Origin of the sequence: Paracoccus bogoriensis, assembly GCF_019431455.1 — a bacterium.
GTDB classification, from domain to species: domain Bacteria; phylum Pseudomonadota; class Alphaproteobacteria; order Rhodobacterales; family Rhodobacteraceae; genus Paracoccus; species Paracoccus bogoriensis.
Window position 1 is genome coordinate 37611 of sequence record NZ_JAHYSR010000008.1, and the last position, 20331, is coordinate 57941.

At 68.1% G+C, this 20331-nt stretch carries 21 protein-coding genes; 11 read left to right on the forward strand and 10 right to left on the reverse strand.

Annotation, left to right across the window (positions count from 1 at the left end; genetic code table 11):
• Positions 1–7: 7 nt before the first annotated feature.
• The 6 genes from KY389_RS05540 (at position 8) to KY389_RS05565 (ending at position 7063) form a co-directional block, all read left to right on the forward strand.
• On the forward strand, positions 8–529 hold the full coding sequence (locus tag KY389_RS05540) for a DUF3035 domain-containing protein (RefSeq protein ID WP_219829858.1): 522 nt from the start codon (positions 8–10) through the stop codon (positions 527–529).
• Between the two features lie 4 nt (positions 530–533).
• On the forward strand, positions 534–1751 hold the full coding sequence (locus tag KY389_RS05545; RefSeq protein WP_219829859.1) for a cytochrome P450: 1218 nt from the start codon (positions 534–536) through the stop codon (positions 1749–1751).
• A 184-nt stretch (positions 1752–1935) separates the two neighbouring features.
• Positions 1936–3381: a M16 family metallopeptidase gene (locus KY389_RS05550; protein WP_425517145.1), complete on the forward strand. Its 1446-nt coding sequence runs from the start codon at positions 1936–1938 to the stop codon at positions 3379–3381.
• On the forward strand, positions 3378–4706 hold the full coding sequence (locus tag KY389_RS05555; RefSeq protein WP_219829860.1) for a M16 family metallopeptidase: 1329 nt from the start codon (positions 3378–3380) through the stop codon (positions 4704–4706). Before KY389_RS05550 ends, KY389_RS05555 begins: the two co-directional genes overlap by 4 nt.
• Before the next feature lie 119 nt (positions 4707–4825).
• Positions 4826–6646, forward strand: coding sequence for a DNA mismatch repair endonuclease MutL (gene mutL, locus KY389_RS05560; RefSeq protein ID WP_219829861.1), 1821 nt, complete (start codon positions 4826–4828; stop codon positions 6644–6646).
• A gap of 45 nt (positions 6647–6691) precedes the next feature.
• On the forward strand, positions 6692–7063 hold the full coding sequence (locus KY389_RS05565) for a DUF3775 domain-containing protein (protein WP_219829862.1): 372 nt from the start codon (positions 6692–6694) through the stop codon (positions 7061–7063).
• Between the two features lie 49 nt (positions 7064–7112).
• Here the strand turns inward: KY389_RS05565 and KY389_RS05570 are convergent, their stop codons facing one another.
• Together KY389_RS05570 and KY389_RS05575 are read right to left on the reverse strand one after the other, a co-directional pair.
• Positions 7113–8339, reverse strand: a complete 1227-nt coding sequence (locus KY389_RS05570; RefSeq protein WP_219829863.1) for a PQQ-dependent sugar dehydrogenase — start codon at positions 8337–8339, stop codon at positions 7113–7115.
• Positions 8340–8433: 94 nt separating this feature from the next.
• The gene (locus KY389_RS05575; protein ID WP_219829864.1) at positions 8434–9489 is read right to left on the reverse strand and encodes a saccharopine dehydrogenase; all 1056 of its coding nucleotides are present in this window, start codon (positions 9487–9489) and stop codon (positions 8434–8436) included.
• A gap of 153 nt (positions 9490–9642) precedes the next feature.
• On the opposite strand from KY389_RS05575, the gene KY389_RS05580 reads away from it, so the two are divergent.
• On the forward strand, positions 9643–10383 hold the full coding sequence (locus KY389_RS05580; protein ID WP_219829865.1) for a TVP38/TMEM64 family protein: 741 nt from the start codon (positions 9643–9645) through the stop codon (positions 10381–10383).
• Here the strand turns inward: KY389_RS05580 and KY389_RS05585 are convergent.
• Genes KY389_RS05585 through KY389_RS05595 form a run of 3 tightly spaced genes read right to left on the reverse strand, consistent with a single transcriptional unit; the run spans position 10380 to position 12119 of the window.
• Positions 10380–11030 carry a pseudouridine synthase gene (locus KY389_RS05585; RefSeq protein ID WP_219829866.1) on the reverse strand — a complete coding sequence of 217 codons (651 nt, stop codon included), beginning with the start codon at positions 11028–11030 and terminating at the stop codon, positions 10380–10382. The genes KY389_RS05580 and KY389_RS05585 overlap by 4 nt on opposite strands.
• A complete protein-coding gene (locus KY389_RS05590) occupies positions 11027–11653 on the reverse strand; it encodes a LysE family translocator (protein WP_219829867.1) in 627 nt (208 codons plus the stop codon). The genes KY389_RS05585 and KY389_RS05590 overlap by 4 nt, the downstream gene beginning before the upstream one ends.
• Positions 11654–11666: 13 nt before the next feature.
• Positions 11667–12119 (reverse strand): GAF domain-containing protein, encoded by a 453-nt coding sequence (locus KY389_RS05595; RefSeq protein WP_219829868.1) that lies wholly within the window; start codon positions 12117–12119, stop codon positions 11667–11669.
• A gap of 439 nt (positions 12120–12558) precedes the next feature.
• Between KY389_RS05595 and mbfA the strand changes: the two genes are divergently transcribed.
• The 3 genes from mbfA to KY389_RS05610 are packed head-to-tail and all read left to right on the forward strand — an operon-like array spanning position 12559 to position 15314.
• Positions 12559–13533: an iron exporter MbfA gene (gene mbfA, locus KY389_RS05600; RefSeq protein WP_219829869.1), complete on the forward strand. Its 975-nt coding sequence runs from the start codon at positions 12559–12561 to the stop codon at positions 13531–13533.
• Between the two features lie 39 nt (positions 13534–13572).
• A complete protein-coding gene (locus tag KY389_RS05605; protein ID WP_219829870.1) occupies positions 13573–14499 on the forward strand; it encodes an AEC family transporter in 927 nt (308 codons plus the stop codon).
• Between the two features lie 14 nt (positions 14500–14513).
• Positions 14514–15314 carry a crotonase/enoyl-CoA hydratase family protein gene (locus KY389_RS05610; RefSeq protein ID WP_219829871.1) on the forward strand — a complete coding sequence of 267 codons (801 nt, stop codon included), beginning with the start codon at positions 14514–14516 and terminating at the stop codon, positions 15312–15314.
• Between the two features lie 95 nt (positions 15315–15409).
• Here the strand turns inward: KY389_RS05610 and KY389_RS05615 are convergent, their stop codons facing one another.
• From KY389_RS05615 to dapD, 3 genes are read right to left on the reverse strand one after another with little or no spacing between them, the layout of a single operon-like run.
• Positions 15410–16003, reverse strand: a complete 594-nt coding sequence (locus KY389_RS05615) for an exopolysaccharide biosynthesis protein (protein ID WP_219829872.1) — start codon at positions 16001–16003, stop codon at positions 15410–15412.
• A gap of 48 nt (positions 16004–16051) precedes the next feature.
• A complete protein-coding gene (locus tag KY389_RS05620; protein ID WP_219829873.1) occupies positions 16052–16507 on the reverse strand; it encodes a YaiI/YqxD family protein in 456 nt (151 codons plus the stop codon).
• On the reverse strand, positions 16504–17334 hold the full coding sequence (gene dapD, locus KY389_RS05625; RefSeq protein WP_219829874.1) for a 2,3,4,5-tetrahydropyridine-2,6-dicarboxylate N-succinyltransferase: 831 nt from the start codon (positions 17332–17334) through the stop codon (positions 16504–16506). The genes KY389_RS05620 and dapD overlap by 4 nt, the downstream gene beginning before the upstream one ends.
• Positions 17335–17547: 213 nt before the next feature.
• Between dapD and KY389_RS05630 the strand changes: the two genes are divergently transcribed.
• Entirely contained in the window at positions 17548–18372 is an 825-nt protein-coding gene (locus KY389_RS05630) for an LOG family protein (protein ID WP_219829875.1), read from the forward strand.
• Here KY389_RS05630 and rlmN read toward each other — a convergent pair.
• Positions 18369–19553 carry a dual-specificity RNA methyltransferase RlmN gene (gene rlmN, locus KY389_RS05635; RefSeq protein ID WP_219829876.1) on the reverse strand — a complete coding sequence of 395 codons (1185 nt, stop codon included), beginning with the start codon at positions 19551–19553 and terminating at the stop codon, positions 18369–18371. The genes KY389_RS05630 and rlmN overlap by 4 nt on opposite strands.
• A gap of 154 nt (positions 19554–19707) precedes the next feature.
• Positions 19708–20229, reverse strand: a complete 522-nt coding sequence (locus tag KY389_RS05640) for an invasion associated locus B family protein (RefSeq protein WP_219829877.1) — start codon at positions 20227–20229, stop codon at positions 19708–19710.
• Between the last annotated feature and the right edge of the window lie 102 nt (positions 20230–20331).

Consider the following 20331-nt stretch of genomic DNA (forward strand, 5'->3'; position numbering starts at 1 on the left):
GCAGGATATGCGGGCATATGCGCTGATGATCGGAGTGGCGGCCGCGACGGCGCTGGCGGGCTGCTCGGGCGATGGCAGGCTGATGAATATTCGCGCGGGACAGACCTCGCCCGACGAATTCGCCATCCTGCCGACGCGGCCCTTGTCGATGCCGCCCGATCTGGCCGTGCTGCCGACGCCCACGCCGGGCGGCGCGAACCTGACCGACCCGAACCCCCAGGGCGACGCCGTGGCGGCGCTTGGCGGCAACCCGGCGCGGCTGGCCGATCAAGGCATCGGCGCGGTCGATCAGGCACTGGTCGCCCATGCCTCACGCCTTGGCACCGACCCTTCGATCCGGGCGACGCTGGCAGCGGCCGATCTGCGCTGGCGCAAGCGCAATGCCCGCCGCCCGCTTGAGGTTCTGTTCAACTCCAGCGTCTATCAGCGCGCCTATGCGCCCATGGCGCTGGATCAGCGGGCCGAGTTGCTGCGCTGGCAGCGCGCGGGCGCGGTCACGCCGACCTCGCCCCGGCCGCAGACGCGCTGATCCGATGGAACCGCTGCTTGATCCCGCGGCGCCGGATTTCGGCGCCGATCCCTGGCCCGCCTATGCCCGCCTGCGTGCCATGCCCGGCCTGCCTTATTGGGCGGCCTTTGACGGGTATCTGGCCAGCCGGATGGAGGATGTCCGCGCCATCGCGCTGGACCGGCGGATGGTGCGTTCGGCCGCGGCCTTCCTGCCCCCGGACGACGTGCGCCGCCTTCAGGTCGCGGGCAATTTCCACGACATGCCGTTCCATGAACGCTACGTCCAGACCTCGATGCTGGAACTGGACGGCCCCGACCATGACCGCCTGCGCCGCGCGGTCTTTCCCTTTTTCACCAAGACACGGCTTGAAAGCCTGCGCGGCTTCGTCGCGGACTGGGTCGCCCGCGAACTGGCGCCGCTGATCGGCGCGGGGCCGGTGGATTTCATCGAGAGCCTGGCCGCCCATCTGCCGGGACAGGTGATCGGCCATCTGATCGGCACCGACCCGGCGCTGGCCCCGCAGATGACCGCCTGGTCCGAGGATGTCGTCAGCTATTTCGACATAGACCGCAGCGCCGCCAAAAAGGCCCGCGCCGAGGAGGCGACGCGGCTGTTTGCCGAGCTGCTGGAGGAGCTTTACGCCGCCCGCCGTGCCGCGCCGCGCGACGACCTGATGAGCGCGCTGATCGGCGCCGAGACGGCGGGCCTGCTGACCCATGACGAGCTGATCGCCACGGTCATGCAGATCCTCCATGCGGGCCACGGCTCGACCATCGACGTGATCGGGTCGGGGCTGAACGCGCTGATCGGCCATCCCGACCAGATGGCGGCCCTGCGCGCCGAACCCGCGCTGATGCCGCAGGCCGTGCAGGAGATGTTCCGCCATTCTGCGCCGCTGCCGTTCTTTCACCGCTACGCCTCGGTGGATCTGACGATCTGCGGGCAGGACTGGCCCAAGGGGACGAAGTTCGGCCTGCTCTACGCCAGCGCGAACCGCGACCCGGCGGCCTTTGCCGATCCCGACCGTCTGAACATCCGGCGCCGGCCGAACATGCATCTGGCTTTCGGCGCAGGCGCGCATGTCTGCCTGGGCAACAATCTGGCCCGGCTGAACATGGAGGTGCTGTTCTCGGCTCTTCTGTCGCGCACACGGGCGATCGAAGCTGCGGGCCCGGTCCTGTGGAAGACCGGCCTGCAGGCGCATGGCCCGCGCAGCCTGCCGCTGACCCTGATCGCCTGAAGCCAAGCCTCACCTGACCGACGGGCAGGGGGCGAAAGCCCGACCCCATCGAGGGGCCGGGCTTTCGCGGGCTTCGCCCCCGCGCCCCTCGAACGGAAGGGGCGACACATTCGCTTGAGTCCGGGTTGCGTCCGGGTTGCGAGAGGTCCAGATTTCCAGCAGGAAAGAGGAGGTTGCTTCCCCGATGCCCTGCCCCGCCCTGAAAACGCCCGTCACCGCCGCCCTGCCGCTCATGGGGGGGCTGATCCTGTCCGCAGGCACCGCCCTGGCCGATCTGGCCGATGGCGTCACCCATTTCACCCTGTCCAACGGGCTGGAAACCGTGGTGATCGAGGATCGCCGCGCCCCGGTCGTCGTGCAGATGGTATGGTACCGAATCGGCGCCGCCGACGAGGAACCGGGCAAGTCCGGCATCGCGCATTATCTGGAACATCTCATGTTCAAGGGCACCGACAGCCTTGAGCCGGGCGAGTTCTCGCGGATCGTCACGGCCAATGGCGGCAGCGACAACGCCTTCACCTCGTGGGATTTCACGGCCTATTTCCAGCGCATCGCCAGCGACCGCCTGCCCATGGTCATGGCGATGGAGGCCGACCGGATGGCGAATCTGAACATCTCGGATGATGACTGGCTGGCCGAACGCCAGGTCGTGCTGGAGGAACGCGCGCAGCGCATCGACAGCGATCCGCGCGCCCTGTTCGCCGAAGAACTGAATGCGGTTCTCTATGACAACCACCCTTACGGCCGCCCCATCATCGGCTGGCGCCACGAGATCGAGGCGCTGACCCTGGACGACGCGAAGGCCTGGTATGAGGCCCATTACGCGCCCGACGCCGCCATTCTGATCGTGGCGGGCGATGTCTCGGCCGAGGAGGTGCGTGCTCTCGCCGAGGAACATTACGGCCCCATCCCTGCGCGTGGCGACATCGCCCCCCGCCAGCGCCCGCAGGAGCCGCCCAAACGGGCCGACAGGCGCCTGGAAATGTCCGACCCTCGCGTGCCGCAACCGCAGATGACGCGCCGTATCCTGGCCCCCGCGCGCGAACCGGGCGACCAGCGCCAGGCGGCGGCGCTGACGGTGCTGGCCGAGTTGCTGGGCGGATCCTCGCAAACCTCTGTGCTGGGGCGCGAACTGGTGCTGCCGGGCAAGGCTCTTTTCGCAAGCGCGCGCTACGACGGGCTGTCGCTGGACCGCACCGACTTCGCTCTGTCGCTCGTGCCCGCCGACGGAGTGTCTCCGGCCGAGGCCGAGGCGGCGCTGGATGCTGCCTTGGCGCGGTTCCTTGAGGAAGGCCCCGACCCGGCCGATCTGGAACGGGTCCGGACGCGGATCAGGGCTGCGGAAATCTATGGCCGCGATTCCGCCCATGCGCGCGCCTATGATTTCGGGCAGGGCCTGGCGACGGGCCTGAGCGTCGAGGATGTGCTGGACTGGCCACGCATCCTGAGCGAAGTGACCGATGACCAGGTGATGCAGGCCGCACGGATGGTGCTGGACAATCCGGGCCGCGTGACCGGCTGGCTGCTGCCGGATGCAGCGCCCCATCCCGACAGCCTTGCCGCCGAGGCGCCCGCGACGACCCCCGCAATCGAGCCTCCCGCAACCGCCGAATCAGAGGTGCAAGGATGATCCGCGCCGCCCTTTTCTTGCTGTTCGCGGCCTTCGCCCTGCCCGTTAAGGCCATCGAGATCCAGGAGGTCACGTCGCCCAAGGGGATTGGCGCCTGGCTGGTCCAGGATGACAGCATCCCCTTTGTCGCGGTCGAGTTCCAGTTCCGGGGCGGGGCCAGCATGGATGCGCCCGGCAAACGGGGCGCGGTCAACCTGATGACGGCATTGCTGGAGGAAGGCGCCGGCACCCGTGACGCCACGGCCTTTGCCCAGGCGGTCGAGGATCTGGGCGCGCGCCTGTCCTTTGCAGCGGGCGACGACACGGTAAATGTCAGTCTGCGGGCCTTGACCGAGACGCGCGACGAGGCCGCCATACTGCTGGCCGAGGCGCTGAGCCAGCCCCGCTTCGACGATGCCGCGGTCGAGCGCGTGCGCGCGCAGGTTCTGGCGGCGATCCGGTCCGAGGCCAGCAACCCCAATGTGATTGCGGCCCGGGAACTGGCGCGACAGGCTTGGGGCGATCATCCCTATGGCAGTTCGGCCAATGGCACGGTGGACAGCGTCCAGGCACTGACCCGGCAAGATCTGGTTGCGGCCAAGAACCGGGTGTTGGCGCGCGACCGGGTGGTGGTCGGCGCGGCGGGCGACATCTCGGCCGAGGATCTGGGTCTGTTGATCGACAAGGTTCTGGCGGGCCTGCCCGAAGAGGCCACTGCCCCCTTGCCCGACGCGGTCGAGCCGGCATTGACCCGTGGCGTGACGGTGATCGACTGGGACAGCCCGCAGACGGTCGTCAGCTTTGCCGGACCGGGAATCGCCATCGACGATCCCGATTACTTTGCGGCCGTCCTGGCCAATCATATCCTGGGCGGCGGCGGTTTCAGTTCGCGCCTGATGGAGGAGATCCGCGAAAAGCGCGGCCTGACCTATGGCGTCGGAACCGGGCTTTCGACCGGGCTTTACGGCCAGATCTGGCGTGGCAGCATGGCCAGCGCCAATGCCACCGTGGCCGAGGCGGTCGAGCTGATCCGCACGGAATGGGCGCGCATGGCCGAGGGCGTGTCCGAGCAGGAACTGGCTGATGCCAAGACCTTTCTGACGGGCGAATACGCGCTGCGCTTCGACGGCAACGGGCGGATCGCCTCAATCCTGGCGGGGATGCAGTTGATCGGGCTGCCGGTCGATTACATCGAGACCCGCAACGACCGCGTCGAGGCCGTGACCGCCGAGGATGTGCGCCGCGTGGCGGGCGAATTGCTGGACCCTGACCGACTGCGCTTCGTGCTGGTCGGGCGGCCCGAGGGGATCGAGACCGAAGACGACCTGCCGCTGGCGGCGGAATAGCCGGCCCTGCGGGCCGGCGGTGGCGCCGCGGCCGGCACGCCGGCCGACCGCGGCGCGGTCGCGCCCGGGGTCGGGCGAATCTCTGGCAGGCAGGCAGGGGAGGTGCTAGATATGGGGGCATGAACACCCATACCCCCCATATCCGGCCTATCATCCGCCAGCTTGACGAGGCAACGGCCAATCGTATCGCCGCGGGCGAGGTGGTCGAGCGTCCGGCCTCGGCGGTCAAGGAACTGGTCGAGAATGCGCTGGATGCCGGGGCGAGCCGCATCGACATCACCATCGAGGATGGCGGGCGCCGCCTGATCCGCGTGGTCGATGACGGTTGCGGCATGACGGCGGACGACCTGCCGCTGGCCCTCTCGCGCCATGCGACCAGCAAGATCGACGGCAGCGACCTGCTGGCAATCAAGAGCTTCGGCTTTCGCGGCGAGGCGCTGCCTTCGCTTGGCGCGGTGGGGCGACTGGTCATCACCTCGCGCGCACGGGGGGCGGATGCCGCCCAGATCGCCGTGACAGGGGGGCGCGTCGCGCCAGTGCGTCCGGCGGCGGGCAATCCCGGCACTGTCGTCGAATTGCGCGACCTGTTCTTTGCCACGCCCGCCCGGCTGAAATTCCTGCGCAGCGACCGCGCCGAGACGCAGGCCGTGGCCGAAACCGTGCGCCGCCTTGCCATGGCCGAGCCCTTTGTCGGCTTCACCCTGACCGCTGACGGGCGCGAGATCTTTCGTGCCGATGCCGAACAGGGCGAATTGTTCGGCGCACTGGCCACCCGGCTCACGCGGATCATGGGCGCGGATTTCATCGACAATGCCCTGCCGCTGGACGCGACGCGGGACGGGATCGCGCTGACCGGCTTTGCCGCGCTGCCGACCTATTCGCGGGGGGCCGCCGTGGCGCAGCATGTCTATGTCAACGGCCGCCCGGTCCGCGACAAGATGCTGACCGGGGCCTTGCGGGCGGGCTACATGGATGTGCTGGCGCCGGGGCGCCATCCGGCGGCGGTGCTGTATCTGAGCTGCGATCCGCAACTGGTCGATGTCAACGTCCACCCCGCCAAGGCCGAGGTCCGGTTCCGCGATCCGCAGGCCGCGCGCGGGCTGGTCGTCAGCGCGCTGCGTCATGCGATGGCGGGGGCGGGGCACCGCGCCTCGGGCACGTTGGGCGCAGCGATGGCGGATGCCTTCCGCCCCGAGACGCCCGCGCCCCATCATCCCCACCGCACATGGCAGTCGGTGCCGCCCTCGACCGCGGCAATCCGGGCCGCGCAAGAGGCGCAGGCGCCGCTTCTGGCCTCGGGCTTTGCCGAGGCCAGCGCCTCGGCCCGGCTGGAGCCGGCGACCGAGGCCCCGGCGGATGCCCCCCTGGGCGCCGCGCGCGCGCAGATCCACGAGAATTACATCATCGCCCAGACCGCTGACGGTCTGATCATCGTCGATCAGCACGCCGCCCATGAACGGTTGGTCTATGAGCGGCTGAAGGCCCAGGCCGCCAGCCGCAGCATCACGACACAGGCGCTGCTGATCCCCGAGATCGTCACCTTGTCCGAAGCCGAGGCGGCCCTGATCCTGTCGCTGGCCCCCGATCTGGCCGAGCTGGGGCTGGTTATCGAGCCCTTCGGCCCCGGCGCCATCGCGATCCGCGAAATTCCCGCCCTGCTGGGGCGTCTGGACGGAGCAGCCCTGATCCGCGACATTCTGGACGATCTGGCCGATCAGGGCGTGTCCGACCGGCTGCGGGGGCGCATCGACGCGGTCCTGTCCTCGATGGCCTGCCACGGCTCGGTGCGGTCGGGCCGCCGGATGAGCGCGGACGAGATGAACGCCCTGCTGCGCGAGATGGAGCGCACGCCCCGGTCGGGTCAGTGCAATCACGGCCGCCCCACCTGGGTCCGGCTGGGTCTGTCCGATATCGAGCGTCTTTTCGGCCGCAAGGATTGACCCGCGCCGCCCTCGGCGCGACACTGGCGCAAAAGGAGGTGCGACATGCTGCAAATCGCCACCGACAAGATCGCCCATGTGATCATCCGCGCCCGCGACTATGACAGCGGGGTCAATCCCTGGGCCCATCAGGGCAGCCGTCGCCAGCACGGCACGCGCACCGAATTGCACGATTTCATCGATTCGATGAACGATGACGAACAGGCCAGCCTTGTCGCGGTCATGTGGATCGGCCGCGAAAGCTTCGAGCCCGAGGAACTGGCCGAGGCCATCGCCACCGCTCGCGCCGAACGGACCACCCCCACCGCCGACTACCTGATGGGAGAGCCGCGTCTGGCCGATCTGCTGGAAGCCGGGCTCGAGGCGCTCGGTATCTCGCCCGAGGATGTCGAGGACGCGCTGCAGAAGCCCGTCTGACGCAGGAACCCCGCCCGGAACGGGGCGGGGTTCGGCATCGTCATGCTGATCAGCCTTCGGGCGTCAGGCGGATCAGGGCGCCGTTCTCGTGGTCGGTGATGACCATCAGCGCGCCATCGCTGGCCACCTCGATTTCACGCACGCGGCCGATGCCTTTGGCATAGCGCTGTTCGCCGGTGACGCGGCCATCCTCGATGGTCAGGCGGATGATGTCCTGGCTTTGCAGGCCGCCGATCAGGGCATCGCCTTGCCAATCCGCAAACATTTCGCCCTCATAGAAGGCCATGCCGCTGATCGCGGGCGAGGGATCCCAGTAATAGACAGGCTGCTCCATGCCATCCTGCGCGGTCAGACCCTCGTTCACCTGCGAGCCCGCATATTCCACGCCATAGGTGATGACCGGCCAGCCGTAATTCGCGCCCGGCTGGATCAGGTTCAGTTCGTCCCCGCCGCGCGGGCCGTGTTCGTTGAACCAGATGTTGCCTTGCGAATCGATGGCACCGCCCTGGATGTTGCGGTGGCCCATCGACCAGATTTCGGGCAGCGCGCCGTCGATCCCCGCGCCGGCGGGGCTGCCGTCCTCGCGATTGATGCGGATGACCTTGCCCAGGGTCGATTGGGGATCCTGCGCATATTCGCGTGGCTCGGGGTCGGACCGCTCGCCCAGGCCGACAATCAGATGCCCTTCGTCGTCAAAGAGAATGCGGGCGCCGAAATGCTTGGTCGAGTCCCAGGCGGGCACCTGCTGCCAGATGCGCTGCACATCTTCAAGCGCGGTGGCGTCCTCGTTCAGGATGCCGGTCGCGATGGCGGTGGTGTTCTTGCCGTCCTCCATCGGTTCGGCATAGGTCCACCAGACGCGGCGCGTTTCCGCGAAATCGCTGGCGATGGCCACGTCATGCAGACCGCCCTGGTCGCGGGCATCGACCTCGGGCAGGCCCTCGATCGGGTCCGAAACCTCGCCATCCGGGGTGATGACGCGCATCCGGCCCGGACGTTCGGTCACAAGCCAGTTGCCATCCGGCATCTCGACCAGGCCCCAGGGATGTTCCAGCCCGTCGGCGATGACCTCTTGTGCAAGGGTCAGATCATCCTCGATCACCGGAGCACGGGTCTGGCCCTCGAAGGCAGGGGTCTGGCCGAACCGGGCGCCATGCGGCGGGGCGTCGTTGAAGTCCTGTGCAAAGGCGGCGCAGGCCAGAAGCCCCGTCCCCGCAGCAAGTGCCAGCGTGCTGATCATCAGGCCAGGAGCCTTGGGGCGCGCCTTCGTTGTCATCGTCGTCCTCCGTTCCGTCAGGCTGTGTCAGGGATCGAACAACCCGGCGCAGATTGCGTTCCGGTCAAAGCCGGACTGCGACTTCACGATGGCGTCAGAGGCGGGAACCGGAATGCCGGACGAACAGCGCCTTGGCACGCGCCCAGGGGGCGGTGAAGGTATCCAGCCCCTCCAGCACCGGCAGAAGCTGCGCGGCATAATCCTCGGAGCTTTCCAGCGGCAGCATCGAGGGCAGATTGTCGATCGCCATCACGTCCAGCACCGGGCTGTCAGCCACGCGCAGGACAGGCTGGTCCCAGCTGGTCGTTCGGTCATGGACCTTGATCGGAGAGAATTCGCTGGTCGGGTCGCAGGCCACATCGCCGATCACCGACAAGGCACGCGGCGCCGTCAGGGCAGATTGCGGCACGAAAACCGGTGCCCCGGGCCGGGCCAGGATCGCATTGACGAAGATGTCGTGCATCAGCACCTCGGGGAAGGGGCCGCCATGCGCGGTCTCGGCCATGTCCCAGCGGGTGACGGTCACACCCATCGCGGTCAGCAGATCGCAGGCACCGCTGCCCACGCGGCCCCTGGCGCCGATCACGATGGCGCGCGGGCGGGGCCGCCCCGTCGCATCCATCCGGGCCTGCAGATCGGCCAGCATCGCATCGCGTCCCGGCCAGGCGCGCACGGGCGGACAGATCGCGCCCGCCTGCTGCGCGACCCAGGCCGACAACGACACGGCCGCGCCCGCATAGCCGGCCCAATAGCCGAAGGCCGCCAGCCTGCGGCCGTCCTCGTCGGTCAGGTATTCCAGATCCAGAAGCGTCCCGCCGCCTTGGGCAAAGCGGCGCAGCAGGGCCTGTCCCGCGGGCTGGCCCTTGTAGGCATGGCCGAACATGATGTGGCGATGGTGCAGGGGGGTGCCGTCCTCGGGCAGTTCCTTGAGACCGAAGATGATCGCATCGGCGGGGGCGCCGGGCCAGCTGCCCTTGGGGGCGATGGCCGCGCCCGCCTTGACATAGGCATCGGCCGGGATGACGCGGCGGGGGCATTTCTCGACCGTGACGGTGAAACCCTGTGCAATCAGGCGCCGCACCCCGTCGGGCGTGATGCCCACACGCTCTTCGTTCGGCCTGCTTTCGGCCCTGACCCACAGATGCGTCATCCGTTACCCCCCCATGGCTACGCAATCCTTAGGTCAGCCCGCCACGGCCCACAACCCGGCAGGCAGCAGGCAACCCGAGGGCATCCCCGGTCGTTGCGCCAAGAGGCCAGGCCCGGGACAGGGCCGGCCCGCCGACCTTGCAAGGGAAACGCCATGATCCGAGCCCGGCCGCGTGACCCCGCCCGACCCGGACGGCACAGACTGATCCGGCGCGCCACGCTGGTTGGTCTGGCTCTGGCGGTGCTGGGGGCGGGGTTTGCGTTGTGGCCACATCTGCCCTCGGGCGGGGTCGATCTGACATGGGTCTATGACCAGGTCGCGCTGATCCGCAGCTGGCGCGACCGGAACACGGCGCTGGCGGCAGTGGTTTTCGTGGTGATCTTCGGCGTCGCGGGAACCCTGCCCCTGCCGGTGGTTACGGTCATGACCCTGGCCGGAGGCGCGCTGTTCGGCCTCTGGGCGGGGGCGCTGCTGTCGGTGGCAGGCACAACCCTCAGCGCGATGCTGGCTTTTCTGATTGCGCGGCATCTGATCTATCGCCCGCTCAGGCGTCGTCTGGGCCGCCGGGCGCAGGCGCTGGATCGCACCGTGGCGCGCGACGGCTGGATCGCGCTGCTCAGCCTGCGCCTGACCCCGGCCTTGCCTTTCCTGGTCATCAACCTGGCGGCCGGGATCAGCCGGATGCGGCTGGCGGTCTTCGTGCCGATCACGGCCATCGGGGTTCTGCCGAACAAGACGATCCTGGCGCTTGCCGGGACCAGCCTGGCCGAGATCGACGACATCTCGGACATTTTCGGCCCCCGGCTTGTCGCGGCCCTGATCGCGCTGGCGCTGCTGCCCTGGCTCGCGCGCTGGCTGCTGCGGCGCGCCCGCCGGGCTGGTTCGGCGGCCTAGAAAGGCGCAGGACTGGAAAAGCCCACCACCACGCCGCTGTCGGGGTGGCGCAGGCGCAGGGTCTCGGCGTGCAGCATCAGGCGCGGGTGGTTGGCGGCCGCGCCGCTGGCGTAAAGCGGATCGCCCAGAATCGGATGCCCCATCTCGGCCATGTGGACACGCAACTGGTGGCTGCGTCCCGTGACCGGCATCAGCCGCACACGGGTTTCCCGGTCATCGGCGCAAAGCACCCGCCAATCGGTCTGTGCGGGACGCCCCGCCTCGTGATCGACCTTCTGACGAGGGCGGTTCGGCCAGTCCACCGCCAGCGGCAGATCCACGCGCCCGGTCCGGGGCTCAAGCCGCCCGGCCAGCCGCGCGACATAGATCTTCTTGACCTGCCGGGCCTCGAACTGGCGGCCCAGATGGCGCTGCGCGTGCGGGCTCAGCGCAAAGACCATGACGCCCGACGTATCCAGATCCAGCCGATGCACCAGCAACACGGTCGGAAAGGCGCCGCGCAGCCGCGCGATCAGGCAATCGGCCCGATCCTCGCCGCGCCCCGGCACCGACAACAGCCCCGAGGGCTTGTCCACGACCAGGATCTCGTGATCGGCATGAAGCACGGTGACGCCCCCCTTGGGGGGCGTATAGACGAAATCGCTCATCGCGCGACAAGGCGCAGCGCCAGCCCGGCGAACATCACGGCGGCGATTCGGTTGACCAGACCAAGCCGCTTGCCGATGACCTGCCCGGCCACCCCGCCGACGATGCCGTAACCCATCGTCACCAACGTCCCGGTGAAGGCAAAGATCAGCCCAAGGCCCAGGATCTGCTGCCAGATCGGGCCCCATGCCGGATTGGTGAATTGCGGCAGGAAGGCCAGCATGAACAGGACGGGTTTGGGGTTCAGCGCGTTCGACAGGAAACCGCGCCGGATGATCGACCAGACGCGCACGCTGCCCCGCGCGGCAGGATCGACCTCGCCCGCGTTCCAGCTCTTCCAGGCCAGCCACAGCAGATAGGCCGCGCCCAGATACTTGATCGCCCGCAGGGCCTCGGGATGGGCGGCGACCAGCGCGCCCAGACCGACCGTGGCCAGCGTCACGTGCATCAGCACGCCCAGCCCTACACCGAACCCGGCCCATGCCCCGGCGCGCGGCCCGCCCTGGATGCCGCAGGCGCTGGCGAAGAATACATCCTGGCCCGGCGCGAAGTTCAGGACCAGCCCGCCCAGCACGAAGGCCAGCAGCTGGGCCGAGGGGATGGCGGCGATCGTCTCCCAGATCATCGGGACTCCTGCGTCAGAGATGGCCGAACACGTCGGCCAGAATGGCCGACAGCGCCTCGGCGTCGCGCGAATCGAATGCGGCGGGCCGGTCGCTGTCGATATCCAGAACTCCGATCAGCCGCCCGCCCGCGCCGAAAACCGGCAGGAGGATCTCGGACCGGGTGGATGAGGAACAGGCGATATGCCCGGGAAAAGCCTCGACATCATCGACCAGCTGCACCTCGCGCGTCCGCGCACAGGCGCCGCAAACGCCGCGCGAAAAAGGAATCACCAGGCAGCCGTGCCCGCCCTGATAGGGGCCGATCTTCAGCAGATCCGGCGCGACCACGCGGTAGAAACCCGTCCAGTCGAACCGCTCGTCCGAATGATGCAGCTCGCAGGCCACGGTCGCCATCAGCGCGACCTCATCGGTCTCGCCCTCGCAAAGCGCCCGGATGCGGGCGCGGATCTCGTCGTAATCGCTCATTCCTTCTGCATAGGGCCGACTGCGGAAACAGGAAAGCCCACCTCTTTGCCTCGACGTAAATATCCCGGGGGAAGTCCCCGCAAGGGACGGGGGGCAGCGCCCCCTGCCCGCTCTGACATGGGCGCGCCCGTCACGGCAGAAGCCTTCGCACGCCCAGAACCCAAACCGCGCAGCCATCAGGCCGAAAAGGCCACCCGAACCTGGCACGGCTCCGTGCGGTTGGGCGAACTGGACGCCCGAGGTCTCGACCCGTGACCTGGGCGTGCAGGGCTGGCGGCAGTGGTCGATGTGCCGCATTTCTGTGGGCAGCCGGGTCATGTCATGGTGCAAGAGCGCCCGATCGGGGACGGCGCGCGTGAATTCCACCGCGGCAAAGGGCCTCTGGCCTCCCCACCGCCACAGGTCTTGCCTCGAACATGGTTGAAGACCCAGGATGAGCATGGCGCTTTTGACCAATCGCAAGCGGTTCGACGACCTGACTCAGCAGGAGGTCGTCGCGCTGGCCATCGCCTCGGAAGAGGACGACGCCCGCATCTATCGCAACTGGGCCAGCTTCCTGCGCGCGGATTATCCCGCCACCGCCGCAATCTTCGACGCCATGGCGCTGGAAGAGGACGGCCACCGCCGCGCGCTTCTGGACCTGCATCGCGAGCGGTGGGGCGACGCGATCCCGGTGATCCGCCGCGAGCATGTGGCCGGCTATCCGATGCGCCGCCCGGCCTGGATGATGAAGACCCTGACGCTGGACCAGATCCGCAGCGAGGCCGCAGGGATGGAGCGTGACGCCGCCGATTTCTATGCCCGCGCCGCACAGCTCAGCCAGGATGCGGGCATCCGCAAGCTTCTGGGCGATCTGGCCGCCGCCGAGCGCGATCACGAGACCCGCGCGGATGAGCTGGCGGACACCTATCTGGGCGGCGACGCCCGCGCGGCCGAGGATGCAGTCGCCCATCGCAACTTCGTGCTGACCTGGGTCCAGCCCGGTCTGGCCGGGCTGATGGACGGTTCCGTCTCGACGCTGGCGCCGATCTTCGCGGTGGCCTTCGCCACGCAGGATCCCTGGACGACCTTCATCGTGGGGCTTGCCGCCAGCCTGGGCGCCGGGATCAGCATGGGCTTCACCGAGGCCGCATCCGATGACGGCGTCGTCTCGGGGCGAGGCTCGCCGATCAAGCGCGGCATCGCGGCGGGGGTGATGACCACGATCGGGGGTCTGGGCCATGCCCTGCCCTACCTGATCCCCGATTTCTGGACCGCGACCACGATCGCCATCATCGTGGTCTTCCTGGAGCTCTGGGCCATCGCCTGGATTCAGAACCGCTGGATGCAGACCCCCTTCTGGCGGGCCACCTTGCAAGTCGTGGTCGGCGGTGGTTTGGTGCTGGCCGTAGGCATCTTGATCGGGTCCGGCTGAGGCCCCAAAGGGGCGGCATGAAACATAACACCGCGCGCCATGGCTGAGGTCTTTTTGCAGACCTTGCCTTTTTTCGGGCTCATCGGGCTGGGTTGGCTGGCCGCTGCATTCCGTCTCTTTCCGCCCGAGGGTGCCGCCTGGCTGACCCGCTTCGTCTTCTACTTTGCGCTGTCGGCGATGCTGTTCCGCTTTGCCGCGGGGCTGAATCTGACTGCCATCTTCGATCCGCGCTTCGTCCTGGCCTATCTGACCGGCTCGCTTGCGGTCTGGGCTCTTGGCATGACAATTGCACGCGCGCGCGGTCTGTCCCTGCCCGAGGCCGCGATGGAGGCGCATTGCTGCATGACCGGCAATACCGGCTTTCTGGGCGTGCCGATGCTGGTCGCGCTGATGGGGCCGGTCGCCGTCGGGCCGCTCTTGATGGTGCTGGCCATCGACATGCTGGTCTTTTCGGCGTTGATCACGCTGATCGTCCACGGCGCGCGGCAGGGCGGTCTGCGGCTCGCGGCCGTCCTGCCGGTGCTGCGGGGGCTGGCGGGCAATCCGATGATCCTGTCGATGCTGGCCGGACTGGCCTGGGCGCAGTCGGGCCTGGCGATGCCGCGCCCGCTGGAGGAATTGCTGACGCTGCTGGGCGCGGCGGCGACGCCGGGCGCGCTCTTTGCCATCGGCGCGGGGCTGGCCGGGCGGCGGCTGGTCCGGGTGGCGGCGGCAGGCTGGCTATCGGCGGCCAAGCTGATCCTGCATCCGCTGGCCATCGCGCTGAGCGCTTGGGCCTTCGGCGTGCCGCCTGTCACGGCGGCGGTCATGATCGCCGCGGCCGCCCTGCCGGTCGCAGGCAACGTCTTCATGCTGGCCGAACATTTCCGCATCGCGCCGCAACGCGTCTCGGCTGCGATCCTGATCTCGACCGCGGCCTCGATCCTGACCATTCCAGTGGTCATGCTGCTGATCACGAACCCCTGACCGAAAGGAGCGCCATGAGACCCCTCGACCGGCTGGACCTGAACAACCTCAAAGTCGAACTGGATGCAGATGGCATCGCCAGCGTCATGCTGAACCGCCCGGCCAAGCGCAATGCGCTGGATATCGCCACGATCGAGGAGCTGATCGAGGTCTTTCAGGCGCTGCCCCGATCGGGCGCGCGGGCGGCGATCCTGTCGGGGGCCGGTCCGCATTTCTGCGCGGGCCTGGATCTGGTGGAACATCATCAGGCCAACCGCACGGCGGCCGATTTCATGCAGGTCTGCCTGCGCTGGCACGAGGCGTTCAACAAGATGGAATATGGCGGCGTCCCGGTGATCGCGGTCCTTCAGGGCGCGGTCGTGGGCGGCGGACTGGAGCTGGCCTCGGCGGCGCATATCCGGGTGGCGGGCCCCGACACCTATTTCGGCCTGCCCGAGGGGCAGCGCGGCCTGTTCACCGGGGGCGGCGCCACGATCCGCGTGGCAGACCTGATCGGCAAGGCGCGGATGATCGACATGATGCTGACCGGCCGCCTCTATCGCGGAGACGAGGCCCTGTCGGTCGGGCTCTGCCAGTATCTGGTGGACGATCCCGCCACGAAGGCACACGAGATCGCGCTGGCGGCGGCGGCGAACCCGCCCTTGTCGAACTTCGCGATCTGCTCGGCCATCAGCCACATGCAGAACATGAGCGCGCTTGACGCTGCCTATGCCGAGGCCGCAGTCGCAGGCGTGGTGAACACGCAAGAGGCCGCGCGTGACCGGCTTGCCGCCTTCGCCGACGGGACAGGGCCGCGCATCAAGCCGGGCGCCTGATTGCCGCGATGCGCTGCGCGCCTGTGCCGCAAGGCGCAGGGGCGGCGGCCGGGCGGGCCTCGATGGCCCGTCGGGCCGCGGCCTGCCGCAACGCGCTAGACGGTGCTGCCGTTGACGAACACCGTCACCCCGATGCCCAACCCGCCGATCATCACAAATCCCAGCAGCGTGAACAGCCCGTCCCGCGCCAGCATCCCGAAGGACAGAAGCAGCACGACCGTCCCCAGGATCGACGAGGTGAACGGCACCAGTTCCAGAAACGGCATCATCAGCCCGCAGGCCAGACACAGCGCCTGCGCGATCCACAGGACCGGCGGCCAGACCAGGACACGCAGCCGGTTGCGGGTGATCCGGTCCAGCCAGCCCGCAGGCCGCTTCATCCGCGTCGCGGCCGACAGCAGGCGCTTGCTGTCGATCTCTTTCTCCAGCAGCCAGCGCGGCAGCCAGATCCGCTGGCGCTGCGCCAGCATCTGCGCCGAGACCAGCGCAATGGTGATCCCGCAGAGCGAGGAAAACAGCGGCACGCCCGACAGGGGCGAGACCACCGCCAGCGCGGGGATCATCAGCTGCGGGATGAAGCTGTCCCGTCCAAGCGAGTCGATCACGTCGCGCAGGCACGTGCGCTCGCCCTTCTCTGCCACGGCCTGAACCCGGCCCATCAGCCCGGTGATCGTCTCGTCGTGGTGCATGGTCTCTCCGTCAAGGCCATGCAGCGAACGCGGCTCCACAGGAAAGGTTCACCCCGCCCGACGTGCTGCGCCCAGAACACGATCCAGCGTGGACAGAAAGCGCGCCCTCTCGGCCTTGCCGAAGGTGCCGCCACTGCCCGGATGAAACGGGTTCGCCGCCCGGAGATCGGCCATCAGGTCTCGGGCGGCAAGGCGGGGACCGATATTCGCGTCGCTCAGTTCTTCGCCAGCATGGGTGACGACCCGGGCGCCCGCCTTGATGCAGCGATCCGCCAGAGGCAGATCGCCCGTGACCACCACATCGCCCAGCCCGCAATTCTGGGCGATCCAGGTATCGGCCGCATCGGGGCCCTCGGAGACGATCTGCAGGCGCACCAGCGGATGCGTGGGCATCCGCAGCCCGCCATTGCAGACCAGCACCATCTCGACGCCCATGCGGACGGCCACCCGTTCGGCCTCGGCCTTGACCGGGCAGGCATCCGCATCGACGTATAGCGTCGTCATCCGTCGCGCAAAAGCTCGTTGACCGAGGTCTTGGAGCGCGTCTTTGCATCGACACGCTTGACGATCACCGCGCAATAAAGGTTCACGCCGTTCTTCGAGGGCATCGAACCCGAAACGACCACCGACCCGGCGGGAACCTCGCCATACATGACCGCGCCGGTCTCGCGGTCCACGATCCTGGTGGATTGACCGATATAGACGCCCATGCCCAGAACCGAGCCCTCGCGGATGATGCAGCCCTCGACCACCTCGGACCGGGCGCCGATGAAGCAATCATCCTCGATGATGGTCGGCCCGGCCTGCAGCGGCTCCAGCACGCCGCCGATGCCCACGCCGCCCGACAGATGCACGTTGCGGCCGATCTGCGCGCAGGAACCGACCGTGGCCCAGGTGTCCACCATCGTCCCCTCGCCCACATGGGCGCCCAGGTTCACGAAGGACGGCATCAGCACCGCGCCCCTGGCGATATAGGCCGAGCGGCGCACGATCGCGCCCGGCACGGCGCGGAACCCGGCCTGCCGCCAGTCGGCTTCGGTCCAGCCGTGGAATTTCGAGGGCACCTTGTCCCACCACTTGCCGCCCTGCGGCCCGCCCGACATCTCTTCCATGTCGTTCAGGCGGAAGGACAGCAGCACGGCCTTCTTGGCCCACTGATTCACATGCCATTCGCCCGTCTCATGGCGCTCGGCCACGCGCAGCGTGCCGTTATCCAGCGCGGTCAGGGTGGCCTCGACGGCGTCGCGGGCCTCGCCCCTGGTGGCAGAGGTGATGCTGTCGCGCGCCTCCCAGGCGGCTTCGATGGCGGCTTCCAGTGCGGCGTTGTTCATCTGCGGTCCCCCGGTCGGTTGTCGCAACCGGGATTAACGGGCTTGTCCCGCCGAGGCAATGGCGGGGCAAGACCGGGCCTTGACGCCGATCCGCCGGGCGCCGCCTGAAGTTCGCGACGCCGGACCATGTCTGCCAACCGCTGCGGAACGGCAACGGTTTGCCTCGGGCGCGCGCGCGCGTTACTGCTGGATGGATCAGCACGAGGCAGAACAATGCATGATGACAGCCGCAAGACCCCGTTCCGCCACAGCGGCGAGGATATCGAAGCCGCGCGCCATTCGCCCGATACGCCGCAGACGCGCGCGCCCTCTTACCGGCTGGCCTTTGCCGACACCGAATTTCTTCTGCGCGAGGAATTGCGTCCCGTCCGCCTGCAACTGGAACTGCTGAAGCCGCAGATGATCCTGGACGAACGCGGCATCGTCTCGACGGTGGTGATGTTCGGCGGCGCCCGCGTCCCCTCGCCGGAACGCCAGGCCCAGGCACGCACGCCCGAACTGGCGGCCCTGTCGAAATATTACGAACAGGCCCGCATCTTCGCCCGGCAGATGACCGAACGCAGCCTGACGACGGGCGGGCGCGAATTCGTGATCTGCACCGGCGGCGGCCCCGGCGTGATGGAGGCGGGCAATCTGGGTGCCGAAGAGGTAGGCGGCCAGTCCATCGGCCTCGGCATCGTGCTGCCGCATGAACAGGCCCCCAACCGGCATGTGACGCCGAACCTGTCGTTCAACTTCCACTATTTCGCGATCCGCAAGATGCATTTCCTGATGCGCGCCCGCGCGATCACGGTCTTTCCGGGCGGCTTCGGCACGCTGGACGAATTGTTCGAGACGCTGACCCTGATCCAGACGCGGCGCATGGCGCGCATTCCGGTCCTGCTGTTCGGCGAAGACTTCTGGGAAGAGATCATCAACTGGCGCGCCTTGGCCCGCGCCGGCACGATCAGCGAGGAAGACCTGGACCTGATCCGCTACGTGGAAACGGCCGAGGAAGCCGTCGCGATCATCGACGCCTTCCCCCCTCCGCAGGGCTAGGAGGCCTCGGCCTCGATCTGGGCGCGGGTCTTGCGGCCCCGCTCGGTCGCGGATTTCAGCTGCCCGCAGGCGGCCATGATATCCTCGCCGCGCGGCGTGCGGATCGGGCTGGCATAGCCTGCCTTGTAGATGATGTCGGCAAAGGCGCGGATCCGCTCGGGCGAGGATCGCCTGTAGGGGGCCCCCGGCCATTCATTGAAGGGAATCAGGTTGATCTTGGCGGGAATGCCCTGGATCAGCTTGACCAGGCGGCGGGCATCGGCGTCCGAGTCGTTCACCCCGTCCAGCATCACATATTCAAAGGTGATCCGCTCGCTGTTGCTCAGCCGGGGATAATCACGCAGCGCCTCCAGCAGGGTGGCGATATTCCAGCGCCTGTTGATCGGCACCAGCCGGTCGCGCACCTCGTCGGTGGTCGCATGGAAGCTGACGGCCAGCAGGCAGCCGATCTCCTGCGCGGTGCGGGCGATCTCGGGAACCACGCCGCTGGTGGACAGGGTGATGCGGCGGCGCGACAGCGACAGCCCCTCGCCATCCATGACGACCTTCATCGCGTCGCGGACATTCTCGAAATTGTAGAGCGGCTCGCCCATGCCCATCAGCACGATATTGCTGACCAGCCGCGTCTCGTCCTTGGGCGCGCCCTGGACGGGCCATTCGCCCAGATCGTCGCGCGCCAGCATCACCTGGCCCACGATCTCGGCCGGTGTCAGGTTGCGGACCAACTTCTGCGTGCCGGTATGACAGAAGGAACAGGTCAGGGTGCAGCCCACCTGACTGCTGATGCACAAGGTGCCGCGCCCCTCTTCGGGGATATAGACGACCTCGACCTCGTGTCCGCCGGCGATCCGAACCAGATATTTGCGCGTGCCGTCCCGGCTGATCTGCCGGGTGACCAGCTCGGGCAGAACGATCTCGAAATGTTCGGCCAGAAGAGCACGATAGTCCTTGGCCAGATTGGTCATGGCTGCGAAATCGCGCACACCCCAATGATAGACCCATTGCCAGACCTGGCCGACCCGCATCCGGGCCTGCCGCTCGGGCGTGCCGGCGGCGATCAGCGCCTCGTGCAATTGCGGGCGCGTCAGGCCAACGATATTGGTGCGGCCGGTCTGGGGCAGCTTGCGCGGAATGGTCAGCACATCCTGCGTGATCGGCGCAGAGGGGGTCTGATCGGTCATGGCACCACCGGCTCCGGGTCAAGGGGAAAGGCGCGAAAGGCCGCTATCTAAGCAAAAGCGAGCCGGAAATCAACCAGCCCGCCGCTTTGCCTCGGCCCGAAATATCCCGGGGGGAGTCCCCGCCAGGGGGGCGGGGCAGCGCCCCTGCCCGACCTCACTGACAGCGCGACCGCGCCGTATTCGTTGCCGCCGTCACGCCGGTCAGGCTGAACGTGTCCTTCGTCGTCGTGCCACGGGCCGAGCGACCGGTCACGACCGCGGTGGATCCTGCGCGCAACGCGGCGATCAACGCCTCGTCATCCGAGGGGCTGCCGGTCCAGGCGCTGTCACCCTCGGTGAACAGGTTGAACTTGCGCCCGCCCACATCGACTTCAACCGTCGAATCCGGGGCGAACGGATAGCCGCCGGTGAACGAGACTTCGCCGTTCTGGCCGGGGCGATAGGCAATATATAACCGGATATCGCCACGCGTCACCTCGGCGGGTTGCCCGTTGCGGGTGTTGATGGTCGAACGCGGCGGCGAAACCGCCCAGCATTCCCGCGGGTTGTCCGCCGCAAACACCGTCCAGTCGCCTTCGGTGGCGACGACATTCGTGGATTCCTGCGCCATGGCCGTCCCGAGCCCGGCGATCAGGACAAGGCTGGCGCCCAGTCCGCGCAGCGTGGTGGTCAACATGCTCTGGCCTCCTGCCATTCACTTTCGCCGTTTCGCCCGGCGTTTTCCCTTATTGCCATGGTCATTTCAACCATCTGGCTTCAGGATAGCGAAATTCGACCG